Genomic DNA, 13,920 nt, shown 5'->3' with positions numbered 1-13,920 from the left:
GCAGTACAAAAATATGCTTCGACGTATCCATTCCAATGCGGATAATCTGTCCCACCGACGGCTCCCTTGTCTGAGATTTGCAACAACCTCATTCTGGCACACTGATGCCGTAGGGGGCCGTCCACCCCATCAACCACTGGCGTTGTTACCAAGCAAGATATGGCCGCAGCCCTATCCACCTCCAACATCGGTGGTTATGGGTCCCGGCTCAGCGCTCGCGTTGCTCGCTTGGCCGGGACGACGGTTGAGTTTCGTTCGCCTTCGCCTCATTCCACAACGCATCCATCTCCGCCAGAGACGCCGCCTCAAGCGAACGGCCCTGCGCGGCCAATGCCCGCTCGATATAAGCGAAGCGGCGCTCGAATTTGGCGTTGGCGCCACGGAGTGCCATTTCCGGGCTGGCGTCGACATGACGGGCGAGGTTGACCAGCGCAAACATCAGGTCGCCGGTCTCTGCCGCAAGCTCCGCCTTGTCGCCATGGTCGAGCGCAGCCTCGATCTCGTCGGCTTCCTCGCGAATTTTATGCAACACCGCACGCGGGTCATTCCAGTCAAAGCCAACCGTCGACGCCTTGCGCTGCAATTCCATCGCGCGTGTCAGCGCCGGCTGGCCAGCCTTGACGTTCGACAACAACGAACTGGCCGAGGCGGTTTCGGCGGATCGGCGTGCCGCGCGTTCGGCTTTTTCCTCGGCCTTGATCCGCTCCCACGCGCTCTTGACGCCGGCGGCAGCGATATTGCCGTCCTTGTCGGCGAAGACATGCGGGTGCCGCCGGATCATTTTTCGTGTAATGGCCTCCACGACATCACCGAAGGCAAAGGCGTTCTGCTCTTCCGCCATGCGCGCGTGGTAGACGACCTGGAGCAGGAGGTCGCCGAGTTCGTCCTTGAGGTCGTCGTAATCCTTGCGGGCAATCGCGTCGGCGACCTCGTAGGCCTCCTCGATCGTGTAGGGTGCGATCGTCTCAAAACTCTGCTCGAGATCCCACGGACAGCCGGTCACTGGCGTTCGAAGCTGCGCCATGATCTCGATCAGGCGGGAAACATTGCGCGAAGGGGTCATGCTGCGCCGGTCTGAAAATCGTCCGGCCTCAGCACGATCGGCGAGCCGTGAGGCGTGCGGTCGGCGGCATGATCCCAGGCGTCGCGGTAGCGATGCTGGATTTCGAGTGGAGCAACGCCTTTTGCGGCAACCATCTTTTCCAGCGTCGCAAGCCAGTGGCGATAGTACGTCGTCCCGGTGTCGGGATCGCCATTGGCCTGTGCGATCTTGATTTCGTCAGCAAGCGCCGCGGCCCATTCCGTCCACGTGAACAGGCCGCGCTCGTGGAGCGATAGCGCCATGGCAAACGCCTGCGCCTCCCACGGCTCGCGAAACACCGGGCCGTCGTCATCCCGGGGCAGGTCTTCAAGAGCGAGCGTTGCTTGTGCGGCGCTGCTCACGCCGGCTCCAGATACGGCTCGAAGGCGTCGATCGAGACCTTGACGGTGGGGTCGGCGTCCGGGCCCCACAATTCGGCGCCGCCAAACACCACGTTGTAAAGCCATTGCGGGTTTTCACCCAACTCCATCGACGCGGAATCCGGAAAAACCTGACAACCCAGAATGCGCTCGACCACGCCGACATGACCGCGTGCATAGCGGGGAAGGCGGGTATGCGTGGCGGGATGCATGTTCTTCGCGCGCACGCGGTCGCCAGGCTTGAATTTGGCGAGCGCGGGAGGCGGTCGCTCAAAGCGGCCGCGCACCATGATCCGTTCGACGCTGTCGAGGCCGAACTTGCCTTTTTTGAGCGGCTTTGCTGCTTCCTTGGCATGGCCGGCCGCGAGTTCGCTTTCCGTCACAAAACCCTTGGCGACCAGATTATCCCGGAGCCCCAGCAGCCATTTCCAATAGTAGGAACTGGAAAGATAGACATGCGGCGGCAGGCTCTCGCGATAGAAGCGAGAGGTGTCGATGTTGTGGGCGCCGGCAGCACCCATCGCCCGCACCATGGCCATTACGCGGCCTTCCCATTTCTCGTGGAAGGTCGGCTCGTTGGCTTCGGCCTCGACCTTGCCGAACCCGTCCATGCCGCCCATGTCGTGCACGCCGTTCATGACGGGATTCCTGGCATTCTGGGAAAACCGGTGCCGATCATCGAATCCCGCGTGACGAGTTCGGCGAGTTGCGCCTCGCTCCAGCCTTCGGTGCCTTCCGGCCGCATCGGCAGCACCAGAAAGCGCGTCTCGGCGGTGGAGTCCCACACCCGGATTTCGGTTTCCTTCGGCAGGCTCACGCCGAAATCGGCGAGCACACCGCGCGGATCTTTCACCGCGCGCGAGCGATAGGGTGCAGCCTTGTACCAGACCGGTGGAAGCCCGAGCATTTCCCAAGGGTAACAGGAGCACAACGTGCACACGACCATGTTGTGGCGATGTGGCGTGTTCTCGACCGCGACGAGATGATCGCCGACCCGGCCGACGTGGCCCAGCGTGCCGACCGCTTTGCTCGCGTCTTCAAGCAAGGCCTTCCTGAAGGCCGGATCAGACCACGCCTTGGCGACGACCCGCGCGCCATTATGCGGGCCGATCTTGGTTTCATAGGCCTGGATGATGGCATCCAGCGCCGCGGGGTCGACATATCCCTTTTCGGTCAGGATCGTTTCCAGCGCGCGCACGCGCAGCTCGGTCTCTGACAGTTCCGAATGGTCGTCGTGGCGATGATGGTGATCGTGCTCGGTCATGGGCTAACGATACTCGTTTGACGGAACGAGCATTGTCGGCTCCCGGCTTTTGCCGGTCAAGATTGCCGGTCATCTCATTGGACACGGCAATTTGAACTTGCCAAATGGACAGTACACTGTCTAACTGCTCCGGAGAGACGGCGACAGGGTGGAGGCGTGCTGCGGTGCAGGGAAAAGTAGCGCTCGAAGAGCATTTTGCTATTCCGGAAACCCTTCAGGACAGCGCCGGCTTTGCCCCGGAGGCCGATTGGCCCGAGTTGAAGGGGCGGCTACTCGATATTCAGGAGCGCCGTCTGAGAGAAATGGACGCGCATGGCATCGAGATGATGCTGCTTTCCCTCAATGCGCCCGCGGTGCAGGCGATACCCGACACCGCGAAAGCCAACGACATCGCTCGCCGGTCCAACGACTTCATGGCCGAGCAAATCGCCCGGCAGCCGAAGCGCTTGGCCGGCCTCGCGGCGCTTCCCATGCAAACGCCGGAGCTTGCGGCGCGGGAACTCGTCCGCTGCGTGAAGGAGCTCGGATTTCGCGGCGCGCTGGTCAACGGTTTCAGCCAGGTGGGGGACAGTCCATCCGGCATTTATTACGACGTGAAGGCCTACTGGCCGTTCTGGGCCGAGGTCGAGCGGCTCGATGTGCCGTTCTATCTGCATCCACGCAATCCGCTGCCGAAGGATGCCGCGATCTATGAAGGCCACCGCTGGCTGCTCGGACCGTCCTGGGCGTTCGGGCAGGAGACGGCGGTCCACGCCTTGCGGCTGATGGGCTCCGGGCTGTTCGATGCGCATCCACGGCTCAACATCGTGATTGGCCATATGGGGGAGGGGCTGCCCTATTCGATGTGGCGGATCGACAACCACAACAGGTGGATGCGCGTGCAAAACAACTATCCGGCCAGGCGCCAGATCGGCGACTATTTCCGCGAGAATTTTTACATCACGACATCAGGGAATTTCCGCACCCAGACGCTGATCGATGCCATGCTCGAAATCGGCGCGGACCGGATTCTGTTTTCGACCGACTGGCCGTTCGAGAATATCGATCATGCCTCGGACTGGTTCGATGCGGCGCCGATCTCGGAAATCGACCGCCAGAAAATCGGCCGCGACAATGCGAGGACGCTGTTCAAGCTGAAGTGAGGCCGTCGCTTAAACCTGCCGAAAGAAGCAAGGACGGTAGCGAGCCAAGATAAAACCGGGGAGGGCGAACCATGGGTTCGGGAAACGAGGTCGATATCCACCAGGAATTGGCGGGCGCTGCCGTCACGCCGCTGCACAAGATGCTTGGCGTCGTCGTCACGCTGATCACCATGTTCGACGGTTATGACACGTTCAATCCCGCCTACGTCATTCAATATGTGAAGCAGCCATGGGGCCTGATGCCAAGCCAGGCCGGCTTTCTGGTTTCTTCCGGATTGATCGGCTTTCTGTTCGGCGCGCTGGGCCACGGCATGGTTGCCGACCGCGTTGGGCGCCGCAAAACGCTGCTCGTCGGCCTTTGGATCGTCAACGTCCTGACGCTTGCGACCGCGATCTTTGCGAATAGTTTTACCAGCTTCTGCGGCTTGCGGTTTCTCACCGGCCTTGGCCTCGGCGTTCTGCTGCCGCTTGGCACCACCTTCATCAACGAGCTCGCGCCGCCGCGGGTCAGCAACGCCTTTTCGTTGTGGGGCGTGACGTTTGGCTGGTCGCTGGGTGGTGTCTTTGCCGGATTGGTCGGGGTATTCCTGACGCCGACGCATGGCTGGCAAGTTCTCTATTTCGTCGGCGCGGCGTCGATCCCGCTGACGCTCCTGGTGCATGCGGTGCTGCCGGAGAGCCCGAAATTTCTGGCCGCGCGTGGTCGGATCGAGGAATTGCGCGCGCTAATGGTGCGGCTGCGCCCGGACCGAAGCGGCGTTTACGCGAACGCGACGTTTCGCAGCCCTGACCATGCCGCGCCGAAAAACACCATCGCGGCACTGCTTGCACCGCGTTACCGCCGCGTTTCCCTGACCATCTGGACCACGGCCTTCCTGACACTGTTTGCCATTTTCGGATTGGTCGGATGGATCCCGACCGTAATGATCGCCCGCGGCGAAACCTTCGCGTCTGGCTTTGCCTACGGCGCCTTGATGCAGGCGACGTCCTTCATCGGCGGATTGACGCTGGCGACGCTCGCCGATCGCGGCTTTGCGCCAACCCCGCGCCTGCTCGGCGCATGGTGGATCGTCGGCGGCATTGCGGTGGGCTCGCTGCTGTTCGTCAACGGTCATGCCTTCAATTTTGCGGTCGTGGCGATCGCAGGCTTCTTCGTGATCGGCGCCCAGCACGTTCTCAACAACTTCACCGCCAATTCCTATGAGACCGGATTTCGCGCCAGCGGCGTCGGCATGGAACTTGGGGTAGGGCGCGTCGGCGGCATTCTCGGACCCTTCGTGATCGGGTTTCTGCAGCAGGTGACGGGCGGCCAGCAGGTGGTATTCTGGGCGATCAGCGGCGCTGCGATCGTGGCCGCCCTGGTGATCGGCTCGCTCTCGGTGCAAAGCAAGGCCACTGAGGCGAGCGTGGCGCCGGCGGAATAATTTTCAAAAGGGGGAAACAGAAATGACGACACCGGGAATGACGACAGCCGTACAGGACAAGGTGTTGCTGGCGGCGCGGCTCTTGGTCACGCCGCTCTTCATCTACAGCGGCATCGGAAAAGTCCTGGCCTTTGAAGCCACCGCTGGGCGCCTGCCAGGCGGAGCGGGCGGCTTCGGCAGCGTCCTGGCAGCCTGCGCAATTGCGATCGAACTCGGCGGGTCGCTCGCGCTTATTCTGGGCGTCTACGCGCGCTACGTAGCGCTCGCGTTCATCGTGTTCACGGCGCTCGCGAGCGTTATGTTTCACAATTTCTGGGCTTCGCCGCCGGCGGCGGTCGTGGGCCAGACCATCAACTTTGGCAAGAACCTCGGGCTGATCGGCCTGTTTGCGCTGATCTGGGCTTTCGGTCCCGGGAATTACGCGCTTAAGAAGTAGCAGCGCGGGAGCGGGGCGTGGCGACGATCAATTGCGATATGGGCGAGGCCTTCGGCCTCTACCGGATGGGTGACGATGAGGCCCTGATGCCGCTGATCTCGGTGGCCAACGTTGCTTGCGGCTTCCACGCCTCCGACTTCAACCATATGCGCAAGACGGTGCGGCTGGCCAAGACACACGGGGTTGCGGTCGGTGCGCATCCGTCGTTGCCGGACCTGCAAGGGTTTGGCCGCCGCGAAATGAAAATGCCGCGTGACGAACTCGCCAATTGCGTCATCTACCAGGTTGGCGCGCTCAAAGGCTTTCTCGAAGCCGAGGGCATGGCCCTTAACCACCTCAAGCCGCACGGCTCGCTCTACGGCATGGCCGCGCGGGATGAGGCCGTGGCCAATGCGATCTGCGACGCCGCGGACGTCTTCAAGGTACCGATCATGGGCATGATCGGTACCTGCCACGAAACTGTTTACGGCGCTCGTGGTCACACGCTGATTGCCGAATTCTATGCCGATCTCGAATACGAGGCCGACGGCCGGCTGATCATCACGCGCGAGCATCAAGCGGTTGATCCGGCCCGCGCCGCGTTGCGTTGCCGGCGGGCGATCGCCGAAGGAAAGGCTGAAAGCGTTAACGGCAACGACGTTGCGGTGCGCGCCGATTCCATCTGCGTGCACTCGGATACGCCGAATGCGGTCGAGGTTGCCCGCGCGGTGCGTGAGGCTGTGCTGGCGCGTTAATCCCGACACAGTCGAGGAGGGAGGCCCATGACGAACTTCGTGGCCATCGAAAAAGGCCTCGGTCCGGGCGGCCGTATCGCCGTCGTGCGGTTCGACCGCGGCGACGGGATCAACGCCCTGTCCCCGGAAGCCATGCGACAGTTAACGCAGGCCGCGCGCGGTTTCGAGGACGACGCCGACACGTCGGTTGTGGTGTTGAGCGGCGCCCCGAACGCGTTCAGCGCCGGGTTCGATTTGAAGGATCCCGAAGGCCGCTCGCGCAAGTCGATGGACATCGGTGCGCTGCGCCGGCACCTGAAGCTCGGCCCCCGGCTCGCCCAGGCATGGCAGGACATGGAGCAGATCACGATCGCGGCGATCGAAGGCTTCTGCATCGGCGGCGGCGTTGCGCTCGCGGTCGCGCTCGACTTTCGCATCATGAGCCGCGCCGCCCATATCCGCATTCCCGAAATCGGGCTCGGCATGAACATGAGCTGGCAAAGCGTTCCGCGCCTGCTGCACCTGATGGGCCCGGCGCGAACCAAGCAGGCCGTGATCCTGGCCGACCAGCCCATCTCGGCTGAGGAAGCCCACGCCTGGCGGCTGGTGGAGGAGGTCACCGAACCCGGCTCCGCCTTCGACGCCGCGATGACGCTCGCCGCGAAATTCGCAAGCCAGCCGCCGATCTCGGCAGCGATGACCAAGCTCACCATCAATCGCCTGACGCATGCGCTCGACAATCTCGCGAGCCACATGGACGTCGACCAGTTTGCGCTGGCGTCCATGACCGAGGATCACAGGGAGGGCGTTGCGGCGTTTCTGGAACGGCGCAAGCCGCGGTTCCGGGGACGCTAAGGCGCGATGAGGCTTTGTTGAGCGATCATCGCGCTTGGGGTCTTAGATTCAGCATGATCCTTTCGGAAAACCGCTTCACATTTTTCGGGATCATGCTTCAGCGTTCGCCTCACTGCGGTCTCAGCCTTGTTGGGCGCTTGCTTCGCCGCTCATGACCGGTCCGAACCGCTCCCAGGACTGGCCCTTGAACTGCATCAGTTGCAATTGGCGGAGCGGCGCGAAGTCGGTCGCGCTGGTGTTGATCTTGATGCCGGGTAGCAGCAAGCCCGGATCGAAGTCCTTCAGGTTCGCAGCCTGCTTCATGACGTTCGCGCGGGTGAGATCGTTGCCGCTTTGCTTGAGCACCTGCACCATCGTGCGTGCGATCGAATACGCATAGAGCGTAAATGCATCCGACTTGTCGTAACCGACTGCATATTTGTCCATGAAGGCGTTCCACTCCTTCATGTCCGCGCTGTTCTTCCATTCGGGATCGGTCGAATCTTTCAAATAGGTCGCCGAAATGATCCCTTGCGAAGCTTCAAGTCCGGCCGGTTTCAGGACGCTTCCCACTGAAGCGCTGACATTGTTCAGAATGAACATCGGATGCCACTTGAGCTCATACGCCTTCTGGATCGACTGGGCCGCAAACTTGGGCGTTGCGATGTCGACGAAAACGTCAGCGCCCGAGGCCTGCAGATTGACCATTTGCGAGCTGACCGTAGGCTCTGACAGATCGTAGCCTTGCTCGGCCACGATCATGCTTTTGGCCTTGTCGCCGAGCCCGTCCTTGAGGCCCTTCAGGTAGTCCTTGCCGTAGTCGTCATTCTGATAGAGGACGGCAATTTTGGCGTTGGGCTTTTGTTTCAGGATGTACCTGGCATAGATGCCGGCTTCGACCTGGTAGCTGGGTTGCCATCCCATAGTCCACGGGAAGTGCTTCGGATCATTCCACTTGGTCGCGCCGCTTGCGACGAATAGCTGAGGCATCTTTTTTTCGGTCAAATAGGGCCGGATCGCGGTGTTGCTCGGTGTGCCCAGCGAATTGAAGATCAGGAGTACCTGGTCGTCCTCGGCCAGCTTGCGGGCCTGTTCGACGGCCTTCGGAGGGCTGTAGCCGTCGTCGTAGGATATGAAGTCGATCTTGCGGCCGTTGATCCCACCTTCGTCGTTGATCTTGTGGAAATAAGCGGCCTCTACGCGGCCGATCACGCCATAGGCGGACGCAGGGCCGCTATAGGACATGATGTTGCCGATCTTGATCGTGGTGTCCGTCGCGCCTGAATCATACTGATTGGCGGCAAGCGCGATTCCTGCGGTGGCTATAACGGCGGCGGCCGACATCGTTGCGGCTCGCCAGAAAGCAGGGCGCATCGTCCTTCTCCTTGAGTTGCCTTCTAGGAAAGGAAGGTATGAGAGCCCCCACATCGTGCAATTCGGCTTCGGCGATATCGTTTCAACGCGCGATCTGCACCTTTCGGCTGATAAGGCGCCACTGCGTCGTTGTTTGCAGCGGACTAGCGTTCGGGCTCCACCCGCAGCGGCCTCTTGCTGGACTGATTTTGAACCGGGTAGTCCGTCCTGCCTCCGACGACTCGACGGGGCCAATAACCGCAGGCCAACCTCTATGATTCGCATAAGGTATATTATGGAATATCTTATTCCATAGGTATTCCAGACATTTGTATCTAAATCCTCAGCTTCCAGCGGATTTGAAGGTCGTTCGTGGCTGTCGTGGATGGCATCCGAATCCTCTCGCCAAACGCCATGCGGAACCGTGGCAAAACGCGTTACGAACTGCGCTTGGTATTTCTCTTGAAAGCAGGCAAAAAGCGATTGGCATGCTTCCCAATGGAAGCCGAGTAAAAAGCGCGATCTGGGAGACGACGAGATGGGTTTTTCGCGACGTTCGTTATTGAAGACCACGGCTGCATCGGCCGTATTGGGCGGCCTGGGTGCGCCGCTGGTGGCGCGGGCCGCCCAGCAACCCGAGTTCAGCTACAAGTTCGCCAACAACCTGCCTGACACCCATCCGCTCAATGTCCGCGCCCGTGAGATGGCGGCTGCGATCAAGACCGAGACCAATGGCCGGTTCGAGCTGCAGATTTTTCCGAATAACCAGCTGGGCGCCGATACGGACGTTTTGAGCCAGCTGCGGTCCGGCGGCGTCGAATTCTTCACGATGTCGGGCCTGATCCTGGCGATCCTGGTACCGGCGGCGTCGATCAACGGGATGGGTTTCGCGTTCCCGGATTATCCGTCGGTCTGGAAGGCCATGGACGGCGACCTTGGCGCCTATGTGCGCAAGGAGATCGCCAAGGCCAATATCGTCGCGTTCGAGAAGATCTGGGACAACGGCTTCCGTCAGACGACCACCTCGACCAAGCCGATCACGGGCCCGGCCGACTTCAAAGGCTTCAAGATCCGCGTGCCGGTATCGCCATTGTGGACCTCGATGTTCAAGGCCTTCGAAGCGGCGCCCGCCTCGATCAATTTCAACGAGGTCTATTCGGCGCTGCAGACCAAGATCGTCGAAGGCCAGGAAAACCCGCTGGCCCTGATTTCGACCGCCAAGCTCTATGAGGTGCAGAAATACTGCTCGCTGACCAACCACATGTGGGACGGCTACTGGTTCCTGGCCAACCGCCGCGCCCTGGACGCGCTGCCGGCCGACGTGCGCGCGATTGTCGAGAAAAATGTCAATGCCGCGGCGCTGAAGGCCCGCACCGACACTGAAAAGCTCAATGCCACCGTCCGCGAGGACCTCACGGCCAAAGGGCTGGCGTTCAATCAGCCTGATCTGGCGCCATTCCGCGACAAGCTGCGTGCGGCTGGCTTTTATTCGGAATGGAAACGCAAATACGGCGACGAAGCCTGGTCGATCCTGGAGAAATCCGTCGGCAAGTTGTCTTAAGGCCGACGACAATGGTGAGTGCCGGGGCGACGCAGGTCGTAGCGGGAGAGGCGGTGTCCCCTCGCCGCCGCTCGACGGTCGCCCGGCTCGAAAATGCTCTCGGGATGCTGGTGGAAATTCCGGCGGCGTTTCTTGTCGTGGCCGAGATCATCACGCTGTTTGCCGGCATCGTCGCACGCTACGTCATGCAGCAGCCGCTGATCTGGTCCGACGAACTGGCCTCGATCCTATTCCTGTGGCTGGCGATGCTGGGCGCCGTCGTCGCGTTCCGCCGCTCCGAGCATATGCGGATGACGGCGGGAGTAGCGAGCGCAGGCCCTGCGCTACGCGCCTATCTCGATGTGGCCGCGACCTGCGCGGCGCTGGCGTTTCTGCTTCTGATCGTCGGCCCGAGCTACCAATACGCCTATGAGGAAAGTTTCATCACGACGCCGGCGCTGCAAATCTCCAACACCTGGCGCGCCGCTGCGTTACCGGTCGGCACCTGCCTGATGCTGTTGTTTGCGGGCCTGCGGCTGATACGGGTCGGTGATGCCGCATTAGTCATCAAGGCGGTGCTGTCGGTCGCGGTTCTGGTCGCGCTGTTCTGGCTGGCTTCGCCGTGGCTGAAGCCGCTTGGCAATCTCAACCTGGTGATTTTCTTCGTCGGCGTGGTCGGCTTCTGCGTCTATGCCGGCGTACCGATCGCCTTTGCGTTCGGGCTCGCGACGTTCGGATATCTCGCGCTAACCACGCGCACGCCGCTCATGGTGTTGGTCGGGCGGATGGACGAGGGCATGAGCCACCTGATCCTGCTTGCCGTGCCGTTGTTCGTTTTCCTTGGGCTTCTGATCGAAATGACCGGCATGGCGCGAGCCATGGTGGCGTTTCTGGCCAGCCTGCTCGGCCATGTCCGTGGCGGGCTGAACTATGTGCTGGTCGGCGCCATGTACCTGGTTTCGGGCATTTCCGGATCCAAGGCCGCCGATATGGCCGCCGTCGCGCCGGTCCTTTTCCCTGAAATGATGGAGCGCGGTGCCAAGCCCGGCGATCTCGTCGCCCTGCTCGCCGCGACCGGCGCACAGACCGAAACCATTCCGCCGAGCCTCGTGCTGATCACTATCGGCTCGGTGACCGGTGTCTCGATTTCAGCGCTGTTTACCGGCGGCCTCCTGCCCGGCGTCGTCTGCGCGATCACGCTCTCGGCGCTGGTGTGGTGGCGTTATCGCGGTGAGGATCTGAGCCATGTCAAACGGGCCACAAGGTCGGAGATCCTTCGCGCCTTCATCATCGCCCTGCCCGCGCTGGCGCTGCCCTTCGTGATCCGTGCCGCAGTGGTCGAAGGCGTCGCGACAGCGACGGAGGTTTCCACCATCGGCATTGTCTACGGCTTCGTCGTTGGCCTCACGATTTACCGCCAGTTCGACTGGCGGCGGTTGATGCCGATGCTGATCGATACCGCCTGTCTTTCCGGCGCGATCCTCCTGATCATCGGAACGGCGACCGGCATGGCCTGGGGCCTGACGCAGTCCGGCTTTTCCCGTGCCCTCGCGACCGCGATGACCGGCCTGCCCGGCGGTTCAGCGAGCTTCATTGCCGTATCGATCCTGGCGTTCATTGTGCTCGGCAGCGTGCTCGAAGGCATTCCGGCCATCGTGCTGTTCGGCCCGCTCCTGTTCCCGATCGCGGGCGCCGTAGGCGTGCACGAGGTCCACTACGCGATGATCATCATTCTGGCGATGGGAATCGGGCTGTTCGCGCCGCCGTTTGGTGTCGGCTATTATGCGGCCTGCGCCATTGGGCGCGTCGACCCCGCCGAGGGCATCCGCCCAATTCTGGGTTATATGCTGGCCTTGATGGCAGGACTGATAATTGTTGCTATCTTTCCATGGATATCGATCGGCTTCCTCTAGTGGAGTGGATTTGACGTTCGCAGCACCGTAACCGCGCATTCGCAATGCGAACGTCAAATCCAAAACTCCACTAGCAACCTATACTTGCTAGTGGTCCTTTGATTCTAACATTCGCAAAAAAGAGCCGCTGAGAAGGGATGCGAATGTTAGAATCGGACCACTAGTCAACACGTGAGGGTGACCGATGGCACGCGCCCAGACCCAATACGACATCGGCCTTGAGAAGACGCCGGCCAACTTCGTGGCGCTCACGCCTTTAAGTTTCCTGGCGCGCACTGCCGCGATCTATCCCAATCATACCAGCACCGTCTATGAGGGCCGCCGCTTCACCTGGTCGGAGACTTACGCGCGCTGCCGGCGCTTTGCCTCCTTCCTCGCCGGCCGCGGCATCGGTCCCGGCGATACGGTCGCGGCGATGCTGCCGAATATCCCGGCGATGAATGAAGTGCATTTTGCCGTGCCCATGACCGGCGCCGTGCTTAACACGCTCAATATCCGGCTCGATGCGTCGGCAATCGCGTTTCAGCTCGATCATGGCGGCGCCAAGGTCATTCTGGTCGATCCCGAATTCGCAGGCGTGATTTCGGATGCCCTAAAGCAGATGAAGGGCGACAAGCCATTCGTCATCGATGTCGACGACGAGGCCGTTGGCCAAAAGCGCATCGGCACGATCGAGTATGAGGCGGCGCTCGCACAGGGCGATGAAAAGTTTGCCGCGCGCCCGCCGGCCGACGAATGGGACGCGATTGCGCTGAGCTATACGTCCGGCACCACAGGCAATCCCAAAGGCGTCGTCACCCATCACCGCGGCGCCTATATCAACGCTGTCAGTAATATCCTGGCTGCCAATCTCGGCGCGCATCCCGTCTATCTCTGGACGCTGCCGATGTTTCACTGCAACGGCTGGTGCTTTCCGTGGACCATTGCCGCAGCGGCCGGAATCAATGTCTGCCTGCGCAAGGTCGATCCGGCGAAAATCTTCGAACTGGTTCCGAAGCACGGCGTAACGCATATGTGCGGCGCGCCGATCGTCTACAACACGCTGATCAATGCGCCGGGAGCGCCCAAAACATTGGATGCCCACCCGGTCGTTGGCCTGATCGCAGGAGCTGCGCCGCCGGTAGCCGTGCTCGAAGGCGCCGAACGGATCGGTATCAGGCTCACCCATGTCTACGGGCTGACCGAAACCTATGGTCCTGCGTCCTTCTGTGCCGAACAACCCGGCTGGGATGATCTTGCCGCCGATCAGCGCGCGCAGTTCAAGCGCCGGCAGGGCGTCTCCTACCCGCTCCAGGAAGCGGTCACCGTGCTTGATCCCGAAACCATGCGTGAGGTGCCGCGCGATGGCGAGACCATCGGCGAAGTGATGTTCCGCGGCAATATCGTCATGAAGGGCTATCTCAAGAACGAAAAGGCCACGCAGGAGTCTTTTGCGGGTGGCTGGTTTCACACCGGCGACCTCGGCGTGCTCGACAAGGACGGCTACGTCATCATCAAGGACCGCTCCAAGGACATCATCATCTCCGGCGGCGAGAACATCTCATCCGTCGAGGTCGAGGACGTCCTCTACAAGCATCCGGCCGTGCTGTTCGCCGCTGTGGTCGCCAAGGCGGACAGTAAATGGGGCGAGGTGCCCTGCGCCTTCGTCGAACTGAAGGAAAACGCACAGGCGACCGAGGCCGAGATCATCGCCTTCTGCCGCGCCCAGATGCCTGGCTTCAAGACGCCGAAGGCCGTGGTGTTCGGGACGATCCCGAAAACCTCAACTGGCAAGATCCAGAAATTCCTGCTGCGCGACCGGGTTCACTCGGCGAAAGCGATCCTGTCGTAGCCGATGATC

At 61.5% G+C, this 13,920-nt stretch carries 13 protein-coding genes; 8 read left to right on the top strand and 5 right to left on the bottom strand.

Features of this window, described 5'->3' with window-relative positions; translation table 11 throughout:
• Positions 1 to 208: 208 nt before the first annotated feature.
• The 4 genes from mazG to nthA are packed head-to-tail and all read right to left on the bottom strand — an operon-like array spanning position 209 to position 2,725.
• Entirely contained in the window at positions 209 to 1,063 is an 855-nt protein-coding gene (mazG, locus tag M6D32_RS23270) for a nucleoside triphosphate pyrophosphohydrolase (protein ID WP_298260677.1), read from the bottom strand.
• Positions 1,060 to 1,443 (bottom strand): nitrile hydratase accessory protein, encoded by a 384-nt coding sequence (locus tag M6D32_RS23265; protein ID WP_298260674.1) that lies wholly within the window; start codon positions 1,441 to 1,443, stop codon positions 1,060 to 1,062. The genes mazG and M6D32_RS23265 overlap by 4 nt, the downstream gene beginning before the upstream one ends.
• Positions 1,440 to 2,099: a nitrile hydratase subunit beta gene (gene nthB / locus M6D32_RS23260; protein ID WP_298260672.1), complete on the bottom strand. Its 660-nt coding sequence runs from the start codon at positions 2,097 to 2,099 to the stop codon at positions 1,440 to 1,442. The genes M6D32_RS23265 and nthB overlap by 4 nt, the downstream gene beginning before the upstream one ends.
• Positions 2,096 to 2,725 (bottom strand): nitrile hydratase subunit alpha, encoded by a 630-nt coding sequence (gene nthA, locus M6D32_RS23255; protein ID WP_298260670.1) that lies wholly within the window; start codon positions 2,723 to 2,725, stop codon positions 2,096 to 2,098. The genes nthB and nthA overlap by 4 nt, the downstream gene beginning before the upstream one ends.
• A 164-nt stretch (positions 2,726 to 2,889) precedes the next feature.
• Between nthA and M6D32_RS23250 the strand changes: the two genes are divergently transcribed.
• From M6D32_RS23250 to M6D32_RS23230, 5 genes are all read left to right on the top strand, one after another.
• A complete protein-coding gene (locus tag M6D32_RS23250) occupies positions 2,890 to 3,867 on the top strand; it encodes an amidohydrolase family protein (RefSeq protein WP_298260668.1) in 978 nt (325 codons plus the stop codon).
• 71 nt (positions 3,868 to 3,938) lie between these two features.
• Positions 3,939 to 5,291 (top strand): MFS transporter, encoded by a 1,353-nt coding sequence (locus M6D32_RS23245; protein WP_298260666.1) that lies wholly within the window; start codon positions 3,939 to 3,941, stop codon positions 5,289 to 5,291.
• Between the two features lie 22 nt (positions 5,292 to 5,313).
• Positions 5,314 to 5,727, top strand: coding sequence for a DoxX family protein (locus M6D32_RS23240; protein ID WP_298260664.1), 414 nt, complete (start codon positions 5,314 to 5,316; stop codon positions 5,725 to 5,727).
• 17 nt (positions 5,728 to 5,744) lie between these two features.
• Positions 5,745 to 6,461 (top strand): LamB/YcsF family protein, encoded by a 717-nt coding sequence (locus M6D32_RS23235; RefSeq protein ID WP_298260662.1) that lies wholly within the window; start codon positions 5,745 to 5,747, stop codon positions 6,459 to 6,461.
• 27 nt (positions 6,462 to 6,488) lie between these two features.
• Positions 6,489 to 7,295, top strand: coding sequence for an enoyl-CoA hydratase/isomerase family protein (locus tag M6D32_RS23230; protein ID WP_298260660.1), 807 nt, complete (start codon positions 6,489 to 6,491; stop codon positions 7,293 to 7,295).
• A 120-nt stretch (positions 7,296 to 7,415) separates the two neighbouring features.
• Here the strand turns inward: M6D32_RS23230 and M6D32_RS23225 are convergent, their stop codons facing one another.
• Positions 7,416 to 8,648, bottom strand: a complete 1,233-nt coding sequence (locus M6D32_RS23225) for an ABC transporter substrate-binding protein (protein WP_298260658.1) — start codon at positions 8,646 to 8,648, stop codon at positions 7,416 to 7,418.
• Between the two features lie 517 nt (positions 8,649 to 9,165).
• Between M6D32_RS23225 and M6D32_RS23220 the strand changes: the two genes are divergently transcribed.
• The 3 genes from M6D32_RS23220 (at position 9,166) to M6D32_RS23210 (ending at position 13,911) form a co-directional block, all read left to right on the top strand.
• Positions 9,166 to 10,188, top strand: coding sequence for a TRAP transporter substrate-binding protein (locus tag M6D32_RS23220; RefSeq protein WP_298260656.1), 1,023 nt, complete (start codon positions 9,166 to 9,168; stop codon positions 10,186 to 10,188).
• 11 nt (positions 10,189 to 10,199) lie between these two features.
• The gene (locus M6D32_RS23215) at positions 10,200 to 12,080 is read left to right on the top strand and encodes a TRAP transporter large permease subunit (RefSeq protein WP_298260654.1); all 1,881 of its coding nucleotides are present in this window, start codon (positions 10,200 to 10,202) and stop codon (positions 12,078 to 12,080) included.
• Positions 12,081 to 12,264: 184 nt separating this feature from the next.
• A complete protein-coding gene (locus M6D32_RS23210; RefSeq protein ID WP_298260651.1) occupies positions 12,265 to 13,911 on the top strand; it encodes an acyl-CoA synthetase in 1,647 nt (548 codons plus the stop codon).
• The last annotated feature ends 9 nt before the right edge of the window (positions 13,912 to 13,920 follow it).

Origin of the sequence: Bradyrhizobium sp. (assembly GCF_027307225.1) — a bacterium.
Taxonomy (GTDB): domain Bacteria; phylum Pseudomonadota; class Alphaproteobacteria; order Rhizobiales; family Xanthobacteraceae; genus Bradyrhizobium.
The sequence above is the reverse complement of the archived record's forward strand: the minus strand, read 5'-3'. Positions and strand labels throughout refer to the sequence as shown.